The following is a 20267-nucleotide window of genomic DNA, read 5'->3' as shown; positions in this document are numbered from 1 at the left end:
GCTCAGGCGGCGGGCGGATCGGCGATCATGGCGGTGAAGCGCGCCTCGGCGGCGAGCGTCTCGCCGATCATCGCGCGGCCCGCGAATTTGCAGATCTTGCCGCGCATCTGCACGACCTCCACCTGCAGGCCCAGCAGCACGCCCGGCTCCACCGGCGCGCGGAACTTGGCCTCCTCGATCGCCATGAAGTAGACGAGCTTGCCCGATCCGGCGAGACCGAGGCTCTCCACCGCGAGCACGCCCGCCGCCTGGGCCAGCGCCTCGACGATGAGCACGCCGGGCATGATCGGGCGTCCTGGGAAATGGCCCTGGAAAAAGCCCTCGTTGATCGTCACCGCCTTGACGGCGCGGATCGACCGGTGGGGGATGATCTCCTCCACACGGTCGACCAGCAGCATGGGATAACGATGCGGCAGCGCCGCCATCACCCGCGTCACATCGAGCGGGCCGATGGCGGCCTGGTCGCCCGCGCTCACCGGCCGGTGGGCGCGGCGCGGTTGCCGGTCGCGGCGGGCGCGGCGCCCTGCTGCGGCGGCGTGACGCTCGGCGTCGGGAAGCTGGCGTCGAGGCGCTGGATCAGCACCGAGGTCACGTCGATCGACGGATCGGCGGCGAGCACCTGCTCCTTGGCAACGACGACCTGCGCCTTGCGCTCGGCGCGGATCTGCTCGGCGAGCGGGGTGGCGCGCTCGATGATCTGCTGGCGCACATAGCCGGCCGCCTCGTTCACGTCTTCCTGCGTCTCCTGCAGCTCCTGCTGCGCCTTCTGCGCGGCCTCGCCGGCCTGCTGCAGCGCCGTCTGGGTGGCGGCGGGCAGCGGTGTGTTCGGCTTGGCGGCCTTGCGAGCGCTCTCGAGCTGGCTGTTATAGGCCTGCGCGGCCGACTGGAAGCTGGTGCGGCGCTGCGTCAGCTGGGTGTTGAACTTGGTCTGCAGCTGCTGCGTGCCGCTCTTCGCGGCGGCCGATTCCTGGAAGACGCGGTTGAAGTCCACGACCAGCACCTGCGCGAAGGCAGGACCGGCGGCAACCACGGCGGCGGCGATGAAGAGCGCCGATTTGAACGACTTGGTCATCAGAACTGTGTTCCCACGTTGAAGGAGAAGAGCTTGGTGTCGTCGCCCGCCTGCTTGACGATCGCCTTGGCGATGTCGATGCGCAGCGGACCAAAGGGTGAGTTCCACGAAACGCCGAAACCCACCGATACACGCGGCTTCCACGTGCCGCCATAATATTGCTCGATGAACGCCGGATAGACTTGCTGCTGCACGATGCCGAAGCTGGTCGGCGTCGTCGTCGTATTGTTTTGGTTCAGCGAGGAATCCGCGTAATAGAGCGTGTTGCCGTTGGCATCCTTGGCCGGACGGTTGATGCCGTTCTTGGTCTGCGAGGCCGGGAAGGTCACCGGCCGCTTCAGCCCGAACACCGAGCCGGCATCGACGAACATCGAGGGCCGGAAGCCGGCCTCGCGCGCGCCCGAACCGAGCGGGATCTGCATCTCGAGATGGCCCATATAATAAGCGCGGCCACCCAGCGGATCCTCCTGGACCCGGGCATTCTTGGCATAGTTGATCGTGCCGTCGCTGTTCACGCCGTAGCGGATCACGCGCGGGCCGATGCCGCGAATGTCGAAGCCGCGCAGCTGCGGCTGGCCGAGCTGGAAGCGATCGTTGATGCGGATCTTGTCGACCAGATTGCCCGCCGTATCGTAGCGGTTGCCGCCATAGCCGAGGATGTAGCCGCCCTCGAGATGGGTGTTGAGCACGAAGCCCGCACCCAGATTGCGGTAATTGTCGGCCTGGGCGGTGCTCCGCAGATATTTCACGCTGCCGCCCACGCCCGCGAAATCCTGGTTCCACACGAAGCGGTTGCCCGCCGTGGGCAGGATGCGGTTGTTGAGCGTGTCATAGGCGAGGCTGTAGCCGACCGACGAATTGAGGCGGTTGCCGATCGAATCGCAGAGATACTGGCCGGCGATGATGGGATCGCACTCCAGCTTGCCGTCGCCGTTGAGGTCCGAATAATACTGGTTCTTGTCGAGCGACACCTGGTCATAGCTCAGCGAGTAGCGCGTCGCCATGGTCCAATATTCGGTCAGCGGGATGCCGAGGCGGATCTGGAAGCCGGTGCTCACCTGATTGTAGGTGGTGTTGCGGGTGTTGTCGCTCGTATAGTTGAACGAGCGATAGTCGCGGCGGAAGATATCGAAGCCGAGCGCCAGGTTCTTGTCGAACAGATAGGGCTCGGTGAAGCCCACGCTCACCGACTTGGAATAGGTCGACCAGTCCGCGCTGGCGCGCACCGTCTGCCCCTTGCCGCGGAAATTGGCCTGCTCGATCGAGAGCGAGACGATGAACTTTTCGAGGCTCGAATAGCCCGCCGACACCTGGAGCTGGCCGGTCGACTTTTCCTCGACATTGGCCTCGAGCACCACCTTGTCCGGCGCCGAGCCCTGCTTCTGGTTGATCTCGAACTTTTCCTGGAAGAAGCCGAGCGACTTGATGCGATCGCGCGAGCGCTTCACCTGGAAGCCGTTGAAGGCGTCGCCCTCGGCGAGGCGGAACTCGCGGCGGATCACCTTGTCCTGGGTCTGGGTGTTGCCGGCGATGTCGATCCGCTCGACATAGGCGCGCGGCGCCTCGTTGACATGGAAGGTCACCCCCATGGTCAGCTTGGAGGCGTTGCGATCGAACTCCGGACGGATATCGGCAAAGGCATAGCCGAAGGCGCCCGCCGTGTCGGTCATGGTGTCGACCGTGTCCTCGATCGTCTTGGCGTTGTACCAGTCGCCCGGCTTCACCTTGATGAGCGTGCGCAGCGTATCCGGCTTGAGATCGCGGATGTCGCTCTGCACGTCGAGCTTGCCGAACTTGTAGCGCTGCCCCTCGTCCACCACATAGGTGATGACGAAATCCTTCTTGTCCGGCGTCAGCTCGGCCACGGCCGAGACGACGCGGAAATCGGCATAGCCCTGCGTCAGATAGAATTGGCGCAGCTTCTGCTGGTCATAGGCGAGGCGATCGGGATCGTAGCTCGTGCCCGAGGAGAAGACGTGCAGCAGCGAGGCTTCCTTGGTGGCCATCTGCCCCTTGAGCTGGCCGTCCGAGAAATGGCTGTTGCCGATGATGTTGATCGCGCGGACCTTGGACTTGTCGCCCTCGTGGATCTCGAACACCACGTCGACGCGGTTCTGGTCGAGCAGCACCATCTCGGGATCGACGGTGGCCGCGTAGCGCCCCTGGCGCCGATACAGCTCGATGATCCGCGCCACGTCCGCGCGGACCTTGGCGCGGCTGAAGATCTCGCGCGCCGAGAGCTTGATCTCGGGCATGATCTTGTCCGCCTTCAGGCGCTTATTGCCCTCGAGCACGATCCGGTTGACGACCGGGTTCTCGCGCACCTTGATGGTGATGGCGCCCGGATTGGCGACATCGTCGACGATCTGCACATCGGCGAACAGCTCGGTCGCGTAGAGCGCCTTCAGCGCCTGGTCGCCGGCGTCGCGGGTATAGGGATCGCCGACCTTGAGCTTGACATAGGAGAGCACCGTCTCGGGCTCGAGCCGCTGATTGCCGCTGACCTTGAGCGAGCGGATCACCTCGGCGCCGACCACGGGGTTGGCCGCCTGGGCGGTTGGCTCAACGGGCGCGGTCGGCACGGGCACCGCCTTGGGCTTGCGGCGTTGTGCCTCGGCCGGGGCGATCACCAGGCCCGTGCCGAGGATCGTACCTATCAGCAGCACGGACACGCGCCGGCTGTGCTTTCCTTCGATGACCACGCTTGTAATCCGCCCTCGCTTGGCGGCGGCAAGGCCGCCGGTCCCGCTCTCTTACAGTCTGTTGCCCTGCCCGATCGGGCCTAGCTTATCAACCCGGCGAGGCGCTGCCACAGGCCCGCGCTGCCGAGATCATTCACCGTCACCAGCAGCATCAGCCCGAGCAGCAGCGCCAGGCCCGAGCGGAACGCCCATTCCTGCACCGCCGGCTCCACCGGCTTCCGCCGCACCGCCTCCACCAGATAGAAGAAGAGATGCCCGCCATCGAGCATCGGGACTGGCAGCAGATTGATGAACCCCAGATTGATCGAAATCCCCGCCATCAGCAGAATCAGCGCGAACCAGCCCAGCGTCGCCTGCTCGCCCGCGATCCGCGCCACCCCCACGGGGCCGGACATCTCCTTGACCGAGCGCGTGCCCGTCACGATCTGGCGGAGCGTGACGATGGTCGTGCGCACCGCGTCGCCCACATAGGCGCTCGCTCGCCCGGGCACCTCGGCCACGGGCACCGGCCGCACCGTGCCGGCGGCGGCGCCGATGCCGAGCACGCCGGTGCGCGCGCTGTTGCCGAATTCATCGTGGCGCTCCATCGCGCCGGTGCGCGCCGCCACCTTGAGCAGGCGATGATCGCGCTCGATGCGAATCGCCATCGGCGTGTCGGGCCGCACCAGCGTGTAGGTCGCAATATCCTCGAAGCGCCGGATCGCCATGCCGTCGATCGCCACGATCCGGTCGCCCGGCTTCAGTCCGGCGGCGGCGGCGGCCGAATGCGGCACCACCGTGGCGATCACGGGCGGCGTCACCGGTTCGCCAAAGGCCAGCAGGATGCCGGCCAGCACCAGATAGGCGAACAGGAAATTGGTGGCCGGCCCGGCCAGCACGATGAGGAAGCGCTGCCACACCCGCTTGGCCTGGAAGGTGCGGGCCCGCTCCGCCGCCGGCAGCGCCAGCCATTCGGGCGAAGGCGCGCTGGCCGGCCCCATGTCGCCGGCGAACTTCACATAGCCGCCCAGCGGCAGCAGCGACACTTTCCAGCGCGTGCCGAGCCGGTCGGTCCAGCCGATCAGCTCGCGGCCGAAGCCGATCGAGAAGGTCTCCGCCTTCACCCCGCACCAGCGGCCGACCAGATAATGCCCCATCTCGTGGATGAAGACGAGCGGCCCGATGACCAGCAAAAAACAGGCCGCCGACCAGATCAGCATCGCCAAACCATTCACGCCGTTACCCTTTCCATGCGACGTTCGGCATGAAGCCGGGCTTCGGCGTCGATGGCGAGGACATCGGCGAGGCAGGTCGGCGCATCTGGCTCATAGTGGGCCAGAACCTCCTCCACGATTGCGGCAATATCGAGGAAGCCGATGCGGCCGGCGAGAAAGGCGGCGACCGCGGACTCGTTGGCGGCGTTGAGCACCGCCGGACGCGCCCCGCCCGCGCGCAGCGCGGCGCGCGCCAGCCGCAGCGCCGGGAAGCGCACCTCGTCGGCGGCCTCGAACTCGAGCCGGCCGATCGCCGCGAGATCGAGCCGCGCGCTCGGCGTCTCCATCCGCTGCGGCCAGGCGAGCGTGTGCGCGATCGGCGTGCGCATGTCGGGCGTGCCGAGCTGGGCCAGGGTCGACCCGTCGACATATTCCACCATGGAGTGGACCACCGATTGCGGGTGCACCAGCACGTCGAGCCGGTCGGCGCCCACCGGAAAGAGGTGGAAGGCCTCGATCAGCTCGAGCCCCTTGTTCATCATCGTCGCCGAATCGACCGAGATCTTGGCGCCCATCGACCAATTGGGATGCTTCACCGCCTGGGCGGGCGTCACGCCGCGCATCTCCTCGAGCGAGGCGCGCCGGAACGGGCCGCCGCTGGCGGTCAGGATGATCCGCGCGATCCGCGCCGGATCCGGCTCATAGCATTGGAAGACGGCATTATGCTCCGAGTCGACCGGGAGCAGCCGGGCGCCCGCATCGCGCGCGGCGGCGATCATGATCTCGCCCGCCGAAACCAGCGCCTCCTTGTTGGCGAGCGCCACCGTCGCGCCCGCCGCGAGCGCCGCCATCACCGGCCGCAGCCCGGCCAGGCCGACGATCGCCGCCATGGTCCAGTCCGCGCCGCGCGCCGCCGCCTCGACGATCGCCTCGGCGCCGCCCGCCGCCTCGGTATCGCTGCCGGCCAGCGCCTCGCGCAGCGCGGGCAGCCGCGCCGCATCGCCGATCACCGCGATCCGCGCCCCGGTCCGCCGCGCCGCCGCCGCCAGCCCCGCGACATCGCTGTGCGCGGTCAGCGCCTCGACCCGGAACCGGTCCGGCGCGCGCTCGATCAGGTCCAGCGTGGACGTGCCGATCGAGCCGGTCGCGCCGAGAATCGTTACACTTCGCATTCAGAGCATCCCCGTCAGGACGATAAGCGCGACGATCGTGACGACGGGCACCATCCCGTCGAGCCGGTCCATCACCCCGCCATGGCCGGGCAGGACATGGCCCGAATCCTTGACGCCCGCGCGCCGCTTCATCGCGCTTTCGTAAAGGTCGCCGGCCTGCGCGGCAATCGCCAGCACGCCGCTGAACGCGGTAAGGGCCTGCGGGACATGGAAGACATGCCCAAGTCCGAGGCCGACAAGGCTGGCCGCCACGATCCCGCCGATCAGCCCGGCCCAGGTTTTGTTGGGGCTCAGCGCCGGCGCCAGCTTGGGGCCGCCGATCGCGCGACCGGTGAAATAGGCGCCGATATCGGTGGCGATCACCACGATCAGCGCCCAGATCGACAGGGCGACGCCATCATATTGATCGCGAAGGAAGAAGAGCGCGAGCACCGGCAGCCCCGCATAGAGCATGCCCAGCGCCAGCCGCGCGCGCCGCGTGATCAGCCCGACCAGCAGCGACGCGCCGATCAGCCAGGGCAGCGCCGCCACCACCGGCACTTCGAGATGCGGCTGCTCCAGCAGCAGGGCGATGCCGAGGCCGATCAGCGCCAGCCAGCGCCGCCACCGCTCGACGCGGATCATCGCCGCCCATTCGGTCAGCATCACCAGCGCCGCCGCGCTCAGCAACACCCAGAAGAGATCGCCGCCCAGCACGATCGCGGCGATCGCGACCGCCCCGAGAACGAGGCCCGTGGCCGTGCGAAGCGCCAGTTCGGAAGCTTTGCGTGGCGCGCCCGGCCCGGTCATAGCCCGCCGTAACGGCGCTCGCGCCGTGCGAACACGGCGCAGGCATCGAGCAGCGCGGCCTTGTCGAAATCGGGCCAGAGCCGGTCGGTGAACACCAGCTCGGCATAGGCCGCCTGCCAGAGCAGGAAGTTGGACAGGCGCTGCTCGCCCGAGGTGCGGATCAGCAGGTCCAGCCGGGGCAGGCCGGCGGTATCCAGCCGATCCTCGATCATGGTCTCGGTCAGCGCCTCGGGATCGATCGCGCCGCTGCGCGCCTGCCGCATCAGGTCGCGCGTCACGCGCAGCAATTCGTCCTGCGCGCCATAGTTGAGCGCGATCGTCAGCGTCAGCCCGGCATTGCCGGCGGTGCCCGTGATCGCCTCGTCGAGCATGGTCACGATATCGGGCTCGAGCTTGCGCCAGTCGCCGATCACGCGCAGCCGCACGCCGTTGCGCGCCAGTTCGGCCAGCTCGGCGCGGATATAATGGCGCAGCAGCCCCATCAGGTCGGCGATCTCGGTGGCGGGGCGGCGCCAATTCTCCGAGGAGAAGGCGTAGAGCGTCAGCGCCTCGATGCCGATCTCATGCGCCGCGCGCACGGTCGCGCGCACCGCCTCGGCCCCCTTGCGGTGGCCGGCGATGCGCGGCAGGCGCCGCGCCTTCGCCCAGCGGCCATTGCCATCCATGATGATGGCCACGTGGCGCGGCACGCCGGCGGCGCCCCCGCTCTCCGGCGCCGCCGCCGCAAAGCCCCCCAACAGGCTCACTTCCCGAGAATTTCCTTCTCCTTCGCCGCCGTCGCCGTGTCGATCTCGACAATGGTGGCGTCGGTCAGCTTCTGCACCTCGGCTTCGTGGCGCTTGCGCTCGTCCTCGGACAGGCCGTTCTTCTTCTCGTCGGTCTTGAGATTGTCCATGCCGTCGCGCCGCACGTTGCGAACCGCGATCTTGGCCTTCTCGGCATATTGGCCGCACAGCTTGGCAAGCTCGCGGCGGCGCTCCTCGGTCAGGTCGGGAATGGGCAGGCGCAGCGTCTGGCCGTCGACGATGGGGTTGAGCCCCAGCCCCGAGGAGCGGATCGCCTTGTCGACCGGGCCGACCGTGGACTTGTCCCACACCTGCACCGATAGCATGCGCGGCTCGGGCGCGGACACCGTCGCCACCTGGCTGATCGGCATGTGCGCGCCATAGACCTCGACCGTGATCGGATCGAGCAGCGCGGTCGAGGCGCGGCCGGTGCGCAGGCCCTGCAGATCATGCTTCAGCGCCTCCACGGCGCCGGCCATGCGCCGCTCCAGATCGGCCTTGTTGTACACGGGTCCTGCCATCTTACTCTCCGTTGCGCACGATCGTCGCCACGCCCTCGCCCGCCAGCACCTTGGCCAGATTGCCCTGCTCGCGGATGTTGAAGACGACGATGGGAATGTCATTGTCGCGGCACAGGGCGACGGCGCTCGCGTCCATCACCTTCAGATCCTGTGCCAGCACCGTGTTGAAGCTGACTTCGTCATAGCGTTTGGCATCGGGCACCTTCTTCGGATCGGCATCATAGACGCCGTCCACCGAGGTGCCCTTGAACAGCGCGTTGCACTTCATCTCGGCGGCGCGCAGCGCGGCGCCGCTGTCGGTGGTGAAGAAAGGGCTGCCGACGCCGGCGGCGAAGATCACCACCCGGCCCTTTTCGAGATGCCGCTCGGCGCGCCGGCGGATGAAGGGCTCGCACACCGAGGCCATGGGAATGGCGGACTGGACGCGGGTGACGACGCCCTGGCGCTCCAGCGCGCTCTGCACCGCCAGCGCGTTCATCACCGTGGCGAGCATGCCCATATAATCGCCGGTGGCGCGCTCGATGCCGCGCGCGGCGCCGGCCAGCCCCCGGAAGATGTTGCCGCCGCCCACGACGATGCAGAGCTGATAGCCCGCGCCGTGAATGGCCGCGATCTCGGTGGCGACACGATCCACCGTCTCGGGATCGATGCCGAACTGGCGGGCGCCCATGAGCACCTCGCCGGACAATTTGAGGAGGATGCGGTCGAAGCGCGGCCGGGTCATCGCGGAGGCTGGGTCCTGTCGATCGGGATGGTCGGCGCGGACCTTAGAGAGATGCCCCCGCCGCCACAAGCGGGCGACGGGGGCCTTCGGTCAGTACGTCGCGAAAGGCGACGGATCCGCTCAGCGCGTGCCGGCGGCCGCCGCGACCTCGGCGGCGAAGTCGCTCTGCTGCTTCTCGATGCCCTCGCCGAGCTGGAAGCGCACATAGTCCTTCAGCACGATCGTCGTGCCGGCATCCTTGCCGGCCTTGGCGACCACGTCGGCGACCGGGGTCTTGTTGTCCATCACGAAGAGCTGGCTGAGCAGCGCGCTCTCCTTCTTGAACTTGGCGACCGCGCCCTCGACCATCTTCTCGATGATCTCGGCGGGCTTGCCGCTCTCGGCGGCCTTTTCGCGGGCGATCGCGCGCTCGCGCTCGATCGTCTCGGCGTCGAGGCCGCTGGCGTCGAGCGCCTGCGGGAAGGCGGCCGCGATGTGCATCGCCAGCTGCTTGCCGAGCGGCTCGAGCACCGCCGCATCGGCATCGGACTCGAGCGCGACGAGCACGCCGATCTTGCCCATGCCCGGCACCTGCTGGTTGTGGACATAGGGCACGACCGCGCCCTTGCCCACGGTCAGCACGCGCACGCGGCGCAGCGACTGGTTCTCGCCGATGGTGGCGATATTGGCGGTCAGCGCATCGCCGACCGTGCCGCCGCCCGGATACTGGGCCTGCTTCAGCGCCTCGACATCATCGCCGCCCACGGTCAGCGCGATCTCGGCGACGTTCTTCACAAAGGCCTGGAACTGGTCGTTCTTGGCGACGAAGTCGGTCTCGGAATTGACTTCCACGGCCGCACCCTTGGTGCCGGACACGGCCACGCCCACCAGCCCCTCGGCGGCGGTGCGGCTGGACTTCTTGGCGGCGGCGGCGAGGCCCTTGGAACGCAGCCAATCGACCGCGGCCTCCATGTCGCCATTGGTCTCGGCGAGCGCCTTCTTGCAGTCCATCATGCCCGCGCCCGAACGCTCGCGCAGGTCCTTCACGATCGCAGCGGTGATCTCCGCCATCTCCGAATCCTTTCTAAGCGGCGCCCGCCCGCGCGGGCGCCCGGTTCCAACCACAGGGATTGGGCCCCCGCCTAGGCGGGGGTTCGTTACAATTTACGGTCAGGCGAAAGCCGCTTCGGCGGGCGGCTCGTCCATCGCGCCGAGATCGAAGCCGGCCTGGGCGCGCGCGCCCTGCCCGCCCCGCGTGGCGGCCTCGGCCACCAGCTCGCAATAGAGGCGGATCGCGCGGCTCGCATCGTCATTGCCCGGGATCGGGAAGGCGATGCCCTCGGGGCTGACGTTCGAATCGAGGATCGCCACCACCGGGATGCCCAGCGTGTTGGCTTCCTTGATCGCCAGCTCTTCCTTGTTGGCGTCGATCACGAACATCACGTCCGGAATACCGCCCATGTCGCGGATGCCGCCCAGGCTGAGCTCGAACTTGTCGCGCTCGCGGGTGAGCTGCAGCACCTCCTTCTTGGTCAGGCCCTGGGTGTCGCCCGAGAGCTGCTCTTCCAGCGCCTTGAAGCGCTTGATCGAGCCGGAGATGGTCTTCCAGTTGGTGAGCATGCCGCCCAGCCAGCGGTGGTTGACGAAATGCTGGCCCGAGGCGCGCGCCGCGTCGGCGATCGGCTCCTGTGCCTGGCGCTTGGTGCCCACGAACAGCACCTTGCCGCCGGCGCCGACCGTGGCCGAGATGAAATCGAGCGCGCGCGCGAAGAGCGGCACGGTCTGCGACAGGTCGATGATGTGGACGCCGTTGCGATCGCCGAAGATGTAGGGCTTCATCTTCGGGTTCCAGCGGTGGGTCTGGTGGCCGAAATGCGCGCCGGCGTCGAGAAGCTGCTGCATCGAGACGGTGGGAACCGCCATGGGGATATCTCCTTCCGGTTGAGCCGCTGCGGGGCAGGAACCGGGGGCCGTGCGGCCCCTGGCACCGGGCTATGTCGCCCCGCATGTGGATTGAGCGGCGGCCCTTAGCGCAGGCCTCCGCCAAGATCAAGGCTTGACGGGCCGGAACATATGGTGAACATGGAACGCGAACAGTCGCCGGGCCGTTAACCCGGTCCATTCTGGCGGTTGTTCAGCGCCAGCAGAGGATTGCGATCATGATTCACAGTCTTGCCACTCTCGCCTTCCTGTTCTCCGGGCTCTTCGCCGGAGCCGTGATTTGGGCGATGCTGGCGGATAACCGCGCGGCCATCTCCGCCGCGCTCGGCCTTGCCCCCATGGCCGTCCGCGTCACCCCGGCCGCGCGCCGCGTGCGCGTCAAAGCGGTGCGGCCGGCGGCGGCGTTTCGCTCCCCAGCCGCGCGACGCGCTGCCTGACGCGCGCATAGCTGCGCCACGCAAAGGGAATGGACGCGAGATAGGCGATCGCCACCGCCGATAAAGTGGGCCAGGGCAGGTTGATCAGCGCCGCGAAAAACAGGGCGCACCCCACCAGCGCGCCGAAGCGCATCCCCCGCCGCAGCCGCAGCGAGGCCCAGCTGAAGGTGGGCAGGTTGGACACCATCAGCAGCGCGGTCATCGCCGTCCAGGGCGCTACCAGATAGGGCGAGCGGAACAGATCCTCGCCCGTCGCCAGCCATAGGAAGATCGGCGCCATCGCCGTGCCCGCGCCGGCCGGCGCGGGAATGCCGGTGAAGAAGCCGGCCTTTTTGCGGGGCTGTTCGGCGGCATCGATCTGGGCGTTGAAGCGCGCCAGGCGCAGCGCGCAGCAGGCGGCATGGCTGAGCGCGATCGTCCAGCCGAATTGCGGCAGATATTGCAGCGACCAGAGGTAGATCATCACCGCCGGCGAGACGCCGAAGGCGATCACGTCGGAGAGCGAATCCAGCTCCGCGCCGAACCGGCTCTCGCCATGCAGCAGCCGTGCGACGCGCCCGTCCAGCCCGTCCAGCACGCCCGCCGCGATGATCGCGCCGACCGCCAACTCCCATTTGTCGCCGATCGCGAAGCGCACCGCCGAAAGCCCGGCGCACAGCGCCATCAGCGTCACCGCATTGGGCGCCACCGCCCGCAGCGGAATGCCGCGCCGCGCCGCCGGAGGCGGCCGCAGCCGCGATCGGAACTGCGCCACGCTCAGCGCCCGCCTGTCATTGCGCGACGCCCTCGATCCGCTCGTCGCGGCCGGCGATCGCGAGGATCGTCTCGCCCGCCAGCGTGCGCTGGCCGAGCAGCACCTGCGGGCTGGTGCCCGCCGGCAGATAGACATCCACGCGGCTGCCGAAGCGGATCAGGCCGATGCGCTGGCCGCCGGCGACGATGTCGCCCGGTTTGACGAAGGGCACGATGCGGCGCGCCACCAGTCCGGCGATCTGGGTGAAGCCGATCCGCAGCCCGTCGCGCCCTTCCACCAGAATATGCTGCCGCTCATTCTCCTCGCTCGCCTTGTCGAGATCGGCGTTGAGGAACTTGCCCGAGATATAGACGACCCGGGCGATCGTGCCGCCGATCGGGGTGCGGTTGATGTGCACGTCGAACACCGACATGAAGATCGACACGCGCACCACCGGCTCGGCCGAAAGCGCGCCCTCGCCGATCAGCTCGCGCGGCGGCGGCATGGTGGCGATCATCGTCACCAGCCCGTCCGCCGGCGCCACGATCGCGCCCGCGCGCAGCGGCGTGGTGCGCACCGGATCGCGGAAAAAGGCCAGCACCCAAAGGGTGACGCCCACCCCCAGCCAGCCGAACAGATCGGGCAGCAGCCAGAAGAGGAGCAGGGTCAGGCCGGCGCTGATCGCCGCGAACTTATAGCCTTCGGGATGCACGGCGGGAAAGCGCCAGCGCACCGTGCTCGTGCCGAGCTCGGGTTTGTCGAGAGAAGTCATGGGCCGTGAATAGGCGGTCGCGCCGGGCCTGTCACGGTTGATCGTCGCCGCCGCTCGGTCTAGGCGCACTGCCAATCATCAGCCCTGCGCGCCATTCCGCGCGCGCCAAACAGCGGAGCCTCCCAATGGCCAAGATCAAGGTGAAGACGCCCGTCGTCGAAATCGACGGCGACGAGATGACGCGGATCATCTGGGAGTGGATCCGCGAGCGGCTGATCAAGCCCTATCTCGATATCGATCTCGAATATTATGATCTCTCCGTCCAGAAACGCGACGAGACCAACGACCAGATCACCATCGACAGCGCCAACGCCATCCGCAGGCACGGCGTCGGCGTGAAGTGCGCCACCATCACGCCCGACGAGGCGCGGGTGGAGGAGTTCGGCCTCAAGAAGATGTGGAAGTCGCCCAATGGCACGATCCGCAACATCCTGGGCGGCGTCGTCTTCCGCGAGCCGATCGTGATGCGCAACGTGCCGCGGCTGGTGCCGGGCTGGACCGATCCCATCGTCGTCGGCCGCCACGCCTTTGGCGATCAGTATCGCGCCACCGATTTCCGCGTGCCCGGCCCCGGCACGCTCAAGATGGTGTGGACCGGCACCGATGGCCAGCAGATCGAGGAGGAGGTGTTCAACTTCCCCTCGTCGGGCGTGGCCATGGGCATGTACAATCTCGACGATTCCATCCGCGATTTCGCGCGCGCCAGCATGAACTATGCGCTGGATCGCAAATGGCCGCTCTACCTCTCCACCAAGAACACCATCCTCAAGGCCTATGACGGCCGCTTCAAGGATCTGTTCGCCGAGGTGTTCGAGGCCGAGTTCAAGGAGAAGTTCGCCGAGGCGCACATCGTCTACGAGCATCGCCTGATCGACGACATGGTCGCCTCCGCGCTGAAATGGTCGGGCAAGTTCGTCTGGGCCTGCAAGAATTACGATGGCGACGTGCAGTCGGATCAGGTCGCCCAGGGCTTCGGCTCGCTCGGCCTGATGACTTCGGTGCTGATGACGCCCGACGGCAAGACGATCGAGGCCGAGGCGGCGCACGGCACCGTCACCCGCCATTATCGCATGCACCAGCAGGGCAAGCAGACCTCGACCAATCCGATCGCCTCGATCTTCGCCTGGACCGGCGGCCTCAAGTTCCGCGGCAAGTTCGACGATACGCCCGATGTCGTGCGCTTCGCCGAAACGCTCGAGAAGGTCTGCATCGATACCGTGCAGGGCGGCCAGATGACCAAGGATCTCGCCATCCTCGTCGGCCCCGACCAGAATTGGATGACGACCGAGCAATTCTTCGACGCGATCGTCACCAATCTCGAAGCCGCGATGGCGCACTGGGCCTGAGCCCCGCCGGGCGGGCGCCTTGGCGCGCCCGCCCGCCTCGCGCGACGCCGCCCCCCTGGCGCGGCGTCGCCGGGCGCGCCGGTGGCGCCGCCTGCCCCGAACGGGCACAGTCCCCGTCATGGCCTCTTTCGATTCGTCCACCGTCCTGTCCGATGCGCTGGTCATCCTCGGCGCGGCGGGAATCGTCATCCCGGCCTTCGCGCGGCTGCGCGTCAGCCCGGTCATCGGCTTCATCCTGGTGGGCGTGCTGGTCGGTCCGCACGGGCTGGGCGCGCTCCAGCCGCGCCTGCCCTGGCTCTACCATGTCACCATCTCCGATCCGCACGGGGTCGAGCCCGTGGCCGAATTCGGCATCGTGCTGCTGCTCTTCGCGATCGGGCTCGAACTGAGCTTCCGCCGGCTGTGGGAGATGCGCCGCCAGGTCTTCGGCCTGGGCGTCGCCGAGCTGCTCCTGTCCGGCACCGCGATCGCCGGCGCGCTGGTGCTGCTCGGCCAGAACCGGGCCGGCGCGGTCGGCCTCGGGCTCGCGCTGGCGCTCTCCTCCACCGCGCTGGTCCTGCCGCTCGCGGGCACCACCAGCGCGGTCGGCCGCGCCGCCTTCGCCATGCTGCTGTTCGAGGATCTGGCGCTGGTGCCGATCATCTTCGGCCTGTCGGCGCTCGGCCCCGACCAGGGCGGCTGGCAGGCCATGGCCTGGACGCTGCTCAAGGGCGGCATCACCGTGCTGGTGCTGCTGGTGGCCGGGCGCGTCGCGCTGCCCCCGCTCTTCGCCCAGGCGGCGCGCACCAAGAGCCCGGAGCTGTTCCTCTCGGTCAGCCTGCTCACCGTGATCCTCGCCTCGCTCGCCACCGCCACCGCCGGCCTCTCGCCGATCGTCGGCGCGCTGATCGCGGGCCTGCTCATCGCCGAGACCGAATATCGCACGGAGGTCGAGATCATCACCGCGCCGTTTCGCGGGCTGGCGCTGGGCGTGTTCCTCATCACCGTCGGCATGCGGCTCGATCTGGCGGCGATCACCGGCGCGTGGCAGCAGCTGGCGCTGGCCATCGCCGGGGTGGTGATCGCCAAGACGCTGATCACCGGCGCGCTGCTCCGCCTCTCGGGGCTGCGCCGCGGCATCGCCGCCGAGGTGGCGACGATGATGGCGGCGCCCTCCGAAACCACGCTGATCGTGCTCGCCGCCGCCGAGGGCGCGGGGCTGATCGGCGGCCCGGTCGCGGCCTTCTGGCAGAGCGTCACCGCGATCGGCCTCACCATCACGCCGCTGCTCGCCGCGCTCGGCCATGCGCTCGCCAAGCGCGTCGAACGCCGCGAGGCGCGCGAGGCGGACCGCATCGACCGGCCCGAGCGGCGCGTCGTTCTGATCGGCTTTGGCCGCGTCGGCCGCACCGTCGCGACCATGTTGCGCGCGCATGATCGCCCCTTCATCGCGGTCGATGCCGATATCGATTCGGTCTCGCGCGGCCGCCGCGACGGCTTCCCCGTGGTGTTCGGCGATGCCTCGCGCCCGGCCATGGTCGCGCATCTCGCGCTCGAGCGCGCCGAGGCGGTGGTGCTGACGATGGACGATCCCGTGGGCCAGCTCCGCCTCACCCGCGTCATCCGCGCCGATCATCCCGATCTGCCGATCATCGCGCGCGCGCGCGATGCCGCGCACGCCGCCGCCCTCTACCGCGCCGGCGCCACCGATGCGGTGCCCGAACAGCTGGAAAGCTCGCTCCAGCTGTCCGAGGCGGTGCTCACCGAGATCGGCGTGCCCGTCGGCCCGGTGATCGCCTCGATCCACGACAAGCGCGCCGAACAGCGCGCCTCGATCAAGGATATGGGCGGCCTCGCCGAAGCCCCCCGCGAACGCGGCCGCCGCCTCCGCGACGCCTGACCACGCTCGACCACGCCGCGCACGCGCCGAAATCTGGATCCCAGCCTGCGCTGGGATGACGGAGCGCGAAGCACGCGAGGCGGCCCCTCTCGAAAACCGTCACCCCGGCGGAGGCCGGGGTCCAGTCCGCCGCCAGCCACGCGCCCGCCCGCCGAGAATGCCGAAATCTGGATCCCAGCCTCCGCTGGGATGACGGACTGCAACACGCGCGGACCCGCACCCTAAAACCGTCACCCCGGCGCAGGCCGGGGTCCAGTCCGCCGCCAGCCACGCGCCCGCCCGCCGAGGATGCCGAAATCTGGATCCCAGCCTCCGCTGGGATGACGGACTGCAACACGCGCGGACCCGCACCCCAAAACCGTCACCCCGGCGAAGGCCGGGGTCCAGTCCGCCGCCCGCCACGCGCGTTCCCGCCAAGGATGCCGAAATCTGGATCCCAGCCTGCGCTGGGATGACGACGGCTAAAGCGAGCGGACCCGCACCCCAAAACCGTCACCCCGGCGAAGGCCGGGGTCCAGTCCGCCGCCCGCCACGCGCGTTCCCGCCAAGGATGCCGAAGCCTGGATCCCAGCCTGCGCTGGGATGACGACGGCTAAAGCGAGCGGACCCGCACCCCAAAACCGTCACCCCGGCGCAGGCCGGGGTCCAGTCCGCCCCCGACCACGCGCCCGCCCGCTCAGGCGGCCTGCGCGACACCCTCCAGCGCCGCGCGCACCGCCGCGATCGCCGCCGGCGCCGCCGCCGCATCGGGGCCGCCGCCCTGCGCCATGTCCGGCCGGCCGCCGCCGCCCTGGCCACCGAGCGCCGCCACCGCCGCGCGGACCAGCTCGACCGCGTTGCGCGTGCCGAGCAGATCCTCGGTCACGCCCACCGCCACCGAGGCGCGGCCCTCATGCACCGCCACCAGCACCGCCACGCCCGAGCCGAGCGTCTTCTTCGCCTCGTCCACCAGCCCGCGCAGCGCCTTGGGCTCGAGCCCGTCGAGCACCTGGCCGACAAAGCCATGGCCGCCGACCTGCTCCACCGCAACCGGCGCCGCCGCCGCCGCGCCGCCGCCGCCCAGCGCCAGCGCCTTCCTGGCCTCGGCCAGCTCGCGCTCCAGCCGGCGCCGCTCCTCGATCAGGCTGACGATACGGCCGGGCACCTCCTCGGGCTGGGTCTTGAGCGCGGCCGCGGCCTCCTTCAGCCGCTCCTCGCGCTCCACCAGCCAGAGCCGCGCCGCCTCGCCGGTCAGCGCCTCGATGCGCCGCACTCCGGCCGAGACCGCGCTCTGCGAGACGATCTTGAACAAGGCGATGTCGCCCAGCGCCGAGACATGGGTGCCGCCGCACAGCTCGACCGAATAGCTCGCCTCGCCGCGCCGGCCCATCGAGAGAACGCGCACCTCCTCGCCATATTTCTCGCCGAACAGCGCCATGGCGCCGGCCTCGATCGCCGCGTCGGGCGTCATCAGCCGCGTGCCGACACTATTGTTCTCGCGGATATGGCGGTTCACCTCCGCCTCGACCTCGGCGATCTCAAGCGGGCTGAGCGCGCTCTGGTGCGAGAAATCGAAGCGCAGCCGGTCCGCCGCGACCATGCTTCCCTTCTGCGCGACATGCGGGCCGAGATGGTTGCGCAGCGCCGCGTGCAGCAAATGGGTGGCGCTGTGGTTGGCGCGCACCGCGTTGCGATGTTCGCCATCCACCACCAGGCGCACCGCGTCGCCCACGCGCACCTCGCCGCCGGTGACGGTGGCGTGCATCGCGTGCAACCGGCCGACCAGCTTCTGCGTATCGCCGATATCGGCCGCGAAGCCGTTGCCGCCGCTGACCGTGCCGACATCGCCCACCTGGCCGCCGCTCTCGGCATAGAAGGGCGTCTGGTTGGTGAGCAGCACCACCTCGTCGCCGGTCTGCGCGGTCTCGACACGGCCGCCGTCGCGCACCAGCGCGACCACCACGGCATCGCTCTCGGTGGCGGCGTAGCCGGTGAATTCGGTGCCGCCAATCTCCTCGGCCAGATCGAACCACAGCTCGTCGGACGCCTTTTCGCCCGAGCCCTTCCACGCCGCGCGCGCCGCCCGGCGCTGCTCGGCCATGGCCGCGTCGAAGCCGGCGCGATCCACGCTCATGCCCTGGGCGCGCAGCGCATCCTCGGTCAGGTCGTAGGGGAAGCCATAGGTGTCGTAGAGCTTGAAGGCGACCGCCCCGGCCAGGGTCGCGCCCGGCGCCAGCGACGCGGTCGCCTCGTCGAGCAGCCGCAGCCCCTTGTCGAGCGTCTGGCGGAAGCGCGTCTCCTCCAGCTTGAGCGTCTCCTGGATCAGCGGCTGGGCGCGCACCAGCTCGGGATAGGCCACGCCCATCTCCGCCACCAGCGCGGGCACCAGCCGGTGCATCAGCGGCTCGGCCGCGCCGAGCAGATGCGCGTGGCGCATGGCGCGGCGCATGATCCGCCGCAGCACATAGCCGCGCCCCTCATTGGCGGGCAGCACGCCATCGGCCACCAGGAAGCCGGCGGCGCGCAGATGATCCGCGATCACCCGGTGCGAGGCGGTGTTGGCGCCGTCGGTGGCGGTGCGGGTAAGCTCGCCCGAAGCGGCGATCAGCGCGCGGAACGTGTCGGTGTCATAATTGTCGTGGACGCCCTGGAGTACGGCGGCGATCCGCTCCAGCCCCATGCCGGTGTCGATCGAGGGACGCGGCAGATCCAGCCGCGTCGCCGCGTCCACCTGCTCATATTGCATGAAGACGAGGTTCCAGATCTCGACGAACCGGTCTCCGTCCTGATCCGCCGAGCCCGGCGGGCCGCCGAAGATATGATCGCCATGATCCCAGAAAATCTCGGAACAGGGGCCGCACGGACCGGTATCGCCCATCGCCCAGAAATTGTCGCTGGTCGGGATGCGGATGATCCGGCTCTCGGGCAGGCCCGCGATCTTGCGCCACAGCGCATAGGCCTCGTCGTCGGTGTGATAGACGGTCACGGTGAGGCGCTCGGGATCGAGCCCCCATTGCTTCGTCACCAGCGTCCACGCATGGTGGATCGCCTGTTCCTTGAAATAATCCCCGAAGGAGAAATTGCCGAGCATCTCGAAGAAGGTGTGGTGCCGCGCGGTATAGCCCACATTGTCGAGATCATTGTGCTTGCCGCCCGCGCGTACGCATTTCTGCGAGGAGGCGGCGATCTTGTAGGGGCGCGTCTCGAGCCCCGTGAAGACGTTCTTGAACGGCACCATCCCGGCATTGACGAACATCAGCGTCGGATCATTGTGCGGCACCAGCGGTGCCGACGGCACCAGCTGATGGCCGGCGCCACCGAAATAGTCGAGGAACGAGCGGCGGATGTCGTTGGTCGAGGTCATGCCCCGGATTTAGGCGACCGCGCCGGGCCGGGCAAGCATGGCCTTCCGTCCGCGCCTCGCCGATCTCGCTTCTGGGTTGCGGACGCGGCCCGCGTTACGGCTGTCGGGCATCGTCGGGCCGCGGCGCGGGCCGCGCGCGCCGGCGAAGCCGGGCGGCATGGATCACCTCGGCGGTCAGGGCATGGCCGCGCCGCTCGGCGCGCATCGCCGTCTGCACATGATGGCCGTTGACGAGCAGGATCACGCCCAGCACCGCCCCGGCGAAGGCGGCGAGCACCGCCACGGGGCCGCCCACGTCCATCCGCCCCGCGACGCAGGAAAAGGTCAGCAGCGCCGCGCCGGCGGCCCGCCATGCCCTGTCCCGCCTACGCATGCGGATCGCTCCGATCATCGCCGGCAGCGCCGATCACCCGGTCGGCGGCGCGACGCAGTAGGGGCGCCGCCGCGCGATCCGCCGCGCGGGTGTCGTGCCAGAGCAGAATGTCCGCCGGGAACGCGGCCTCCTCCGCCAGCGCCGTCCGCATGTCCGCGATCTCGAACACCACGCCGATCGCAGGATCGGGCCGCCGCGCCGCGGCGGCGCGCGCGCGGCCGATCAGCGCCGGCGATCCGTCTATCCCGCGCCCCTCGATGGCGGTGAAACCGAGCAGCCGCGCATGGTGCAGCGCCTCGAGCAGCAGCGCACCCGCGCCGCACTCCGCATCGACGATGCGGACGGCGCGCCGTCCCGTCGCGCGCAGCGCCTGAAGCGCGCGCGCGATCGCCGGCCAGCGTTCGTCGTGCGCCGGGCGCGCGCGGCCCGGGATCGGCCCCGTGGGAAAAGTGCTGGCGACCGTGACGGGTCCGCCGCGGTGTCGCAAAAGCCTGGTCATGCCGGGC

18 protein-coding genes are annotated in these 20267 nt (G+C 69.1%); 2 read left to right on the top strand and 16 right to left on the bottom strand.

All coding sequences use genetic code 11. The features are described from left to right. Positions 1-2: 2 nt before the first annotated feature. The 13 genes from fabZ to LHA26_RS14525 all read right to left on the bottom strand — a co-directional run bounded on the left by fabZ (position 3) and on the right by LHA26_RS14525 (position 12820). Positions 3-476 carry a 3-hydroxyacyl-ACP dehydratase FabZ gene (fabZ, locus tag LHA26_RS14585; protein WP_302898018.1) on the bottom strand — a complete coding sequence of 158 codons (474 nt, stop codon included), beginning with the start codon at positions 474-476 and terminating at the stop codon, positions 3-5. Then, positions 473-1072 (bottom strand): OmpH family outer membrane protein, encoded by a 600-nt coding sequence (locus tag LHA26_RS14580; protein ID WP_252166311.1) that lies wholly within the window; start codon positions 1070-1072, stop codon positions 473-475. Before LHA26_RS14580 ends, fabZ begins: the two co-directional genes overlap by 4 nt. Next, the gene (gene bamA, locus LHA26_RS14575; RefSeq protein ID WP_437441261.1) at positions 1072-3783 is read right to left on the bottom strand and encodes an outer membrane protein assembly factor BamA; all 2712 of its coding nucleotides are present in this window, start codon (positions 3781-3783) and stop codon (positions 1072-1074) included. The genes LHA26_RS14580 and bamA overlap by 1 nt, the downstream gene beginning before the upstream one ends. A 71-nt stretch (positions 3784-3854) precedes the next feature. After that, positions 3855-4973, bottom strand: a complete 1119-nt coding sequence (rseP, locus tag LHA26_RS14570) for an RIP metalloprotease RseP (RefSeq protein WP_252168406.1) — start codon at positions 4971-4973, stop codon at positions 3855-3857. 11 nt (positions 4974-4984) lie between these two features. Further along, positions 4985-6139: a 1-deoxy-D-xylulose-5-phosphate reductoisomerase gene (locus LHA26_RS14565; protein WP_252166310.1), complete on the bottom strand. Its 1155-nt coding sequence runs from the start codon at positions 6137-6139 to the stop codon at positions 4985-4987. Then, a complete protein-coding gene (locus LHA26_RS14560; protein WP_252166309.1) occupies positions 6140-6928 on the bottom strand; it encodes a phosphatidate cytidylyltransferase in 789 nt (262 codons plus the stop codon). It lies immediately after the preceding gene. Next, entirely contained in the window at positions 6925-7665 is a 741-nt protein-coding gene (locus LHA26_RS14555) for an isoprenyl transferase (protein WP_437441260.1), read from the bottom strand. Before LHA26_RS14555 ends, LHA26_RS14560 begins: the two co-directional genes overlap by 4 nt. Before the next feature lie 5 nt (positions 7666-7670). After that, complete coding sequence (gene frr, locus LHA26_RS14550; RefSeq protein ID WP_252166308.1) at positions 7671-8234, bottom strand: ribosome recycling factor; 564 nt, start codon at positions 8232-8234, stop codon at positions 7671-7673. A gap of 1 nt (position 8235) precedes the next feature. Further along, positions 8236-8958 (bottom strand): UMP kinase, encoded by a 723-nt coding sequence (gene pyrH, locus LHA26_RS14545; protein WP_252166307.1) that lies wholly within the window; start codon positions 8956-8958, stop codon positions 8236-8238. 120 nt (positions 8959-9078) lie between these two features. Further along, the gene (gene tsf / locus LHA26_RS14540; protein WP_252166306.1) at positions 9079-10008 is read right to left on the bottom strand and encodes a translation elongation factor Ts; all 930 of its coding nucleotides are present in this window, start codon (positions 10006-10008) and stop codon (positions 9079-9081) included. A gap of 99 nt (positions 10009-10107) precedes the next feature. After that, positions 10108-10860 carry a 30S ribosomal protein S2 gene (gene rpsB, locus LHA26_RS14535; protein WP_252166305.1) on the bottom strand — a complete coding sequence of 251 codons (753 nt, stop codon included), beginning with the start codon at positions 10858-10860 and terminating at the stop codon, positions 10108-10110. Between the two features lie 396 nt (positions 10861-11256). Next, positions 11257-12069, bottom strand: coding sequence for a CDP-alcohol phosphatidyltransferase family protein (locus LHA26_RS14530; protein ID WP_302898016.1), 813 nt, complete (start codon positions 12067-12069; stop codon positions 11257-11259). A 16-nt stretch (positions 12070-12085) separates the two neighbouring features. After that, entirely contained in the window at positions 12086-12820 is a 735-nt protein-coding gene (locus tag LHA26_RS14525; protein WP_252166304.1) for a phosphatidylserine decarboxylase, read from the bottom strand. Between the two features lie 125 nt (positions 12821-12945). Between LHA26_RS14525 and LHA26_RS14520 the strand changes: the two genes are divergently transcribed. Together LHA26_RS14520 and LHA26_RS14515 are read left to right on the top strand one after the other, a co-directional pair. Beyond that, a complete protein-coding gene (locus LHA26_RS14520; RefSeq protein WP_252166303.1) occupies positions 12946-14166 on the top strand; it encodes an NADP-dependent isocitrate dehydrogenase in 1221 nt (406 codons plus the stop codon). A 118-nt stretch (positions 14167-14284) separates the two neighbouring features. Further along, complete coding sequence (locus tag LHA26_RS14515; RefSeq protein ID WP_252166302.1) at positions 14285-16045, top strand: cation:proton antiporter domain-containing protein; 1761 nt, start codon at positions 14285-14287, stop codon at positions 16043-16045. A 676-nt stretch (positions 16046-16721) separates the two neighbouring features. On the opposite strand, the gene alaS is transcribed toward LHA26_RS14515, so the two are convergent. The 3 genes from alaS to LHA26_RS14500 form a co-directional block, all read right to left on the bottom strand. Beyond that, the gene (alaS, locus tag LHA26_RS14510; protein ID WP_252166301.1) at positions 16722-19388 is read right to left on the bottom strand and encodes an alanine--tRNA ligase; all 2667 of its coding nucleotides are present in this window, start codon (positions 19386-19388) and stop codon (positions 16722-16724) included. 94 nt (positions 19389-19482) lie between these two features. Continuing rightward, positions 19483-19761 carry a hypothetical protein gene (locus tag LHA26_RS14505; protein ID WP_252166300.1) on the bottom strand — a complete coding sequence of 93 codons (279 nt, stop codon included), beginning with the start codon at positions 19759-19761 and terminating at the stop codon, positions 19483-19485. Continuing rightward, entirely contained in the window at positions 19754-20260 is a 507-nt protein-coding gene (locus LHA26_RS14500; RefSeq protein WP_252166299.1) for a TRM11 family methyltransferase, read from the bottom strand. The genes LHA26_RS14505 and LHA26_RS14500 overlap by 8 nt, the downstream gene beginning before the upstream one ends. Positions 20261-20267: the final 7 nt, after the last annotated feature.

The sequence above is a fragment of the Sphingomonas morindae genome, from assembly GCF_023822065.1.
In the GTDB taxonomy this organism is placed as follows: domain Bacteria; phylum Pseudomonadota; class Alphaproteobacteria; order Sphingomonadales; family Sphingomonadaceae; genus Solisphingomonas; species Solisphingomonas morindae.
Note: the sequence above shows the minus strand (reverse complement) of the source record. Positions and strands in the feature narration are given on the sequence as shown.

Bases quoted from the DNA above. Each gene is read 5' to 3' on its own strand.
- LHA26_RS14580 (WP_252166311.1), bottom strand. From the start codon at position 1,072: ATGACCAAGTCGTTCAAATCGGCGCTCTTCATCGCCGCCGCCGTGGTT.
- rseP (WP_252168406.1), bottom strand. From the start codon at position 4,973: ATGCTGATCTGGTCGGCGGCCTGTTTTTTGCTGGTCATCGGGCCGCTC.
- LHA26_RS14565 (WP_252166310.1), bottom strand. From the start codon at position 6,139: ATGCGAAGTGTAACGATTCTCGGCGCGACCGGCTCGATCGGCACGTCC.
- LHA26_RS14560 (WP_252166309.1), bottom strand. From the start codon at position 6,928: ATGACCGGGCCGGGCGCGCCACGCAAAGCTTCCGAACTGGCGCTTCGC.
- frr (WP_252166308.1), bottom strand. From the start codon at position 8,234: ATGGCAGGACCCGTGTACAACAAGGCCGATCTGGAGCGGCGCATGGCC.
- pyrH (WP_252166307.1), bottom strand. From the start codon at position 8,958: ATGACCCGGCCGCGCTTCGACCGCATCCTCCTCAAATTGTCCGGCGAG.
- tsf (WP_252166306.1), bottom strand. From the start codon at position 10,008: ATGGCGGAGATCACCGCTGCGATCGTGAAGGACCTGCGCGAGCGTTCG.
- rpsB (WP_252166305.1), bottom strand. From the start codon at position 10,860: ATGGCGGTTCCCACCGTCTCGATGCAGCAGCTTCTCGACGCCGGCGCG.
- LHA26_RS14525 (WP_252166304.1), bottom strand. From the start codon at position 12,820: ATGACTTCTCTCGACAAACCCGAGCTCGGCACGAGCACGGTGCGCTGG.
- LHA26_RS14520 (WP_252166303.1), top strand. From the start codon at position 12,946: ATGGCCAAGATCAAGGTGAAGACGCCCGTCGTCGAAATCGACGGCGAC.
- LHA26_RS14515 (WP_252166302.1), top strand. From the start codon at position 14,285: ATGGCCTCTTTCGATTCGTCCACCGTCCTGTCCGATGCGCTGGTCATC.
- alaS (WP_252166301.1), bottom strand. From the start codon at position 19,388: ATGACCTCGACCAACGACATCCGCCGCTCGTTCCTCGACTATTTCGGT.
- LHA26_RS14505 (WP_252166300.1), bottom strand. From the start codon at position 19,761: ATGCGTAGGCGGGACAGGGCATGGCGGGCCGCCGGCGCGGCGCTGCTG.
- LHA26_RS14500 (WP_252166299.1), bottom strand. From the start codon at position 20,260: ATGACCAGGCTTTTGCGACACCGCGGCGGACCCGTCACGGTCGCCAGC.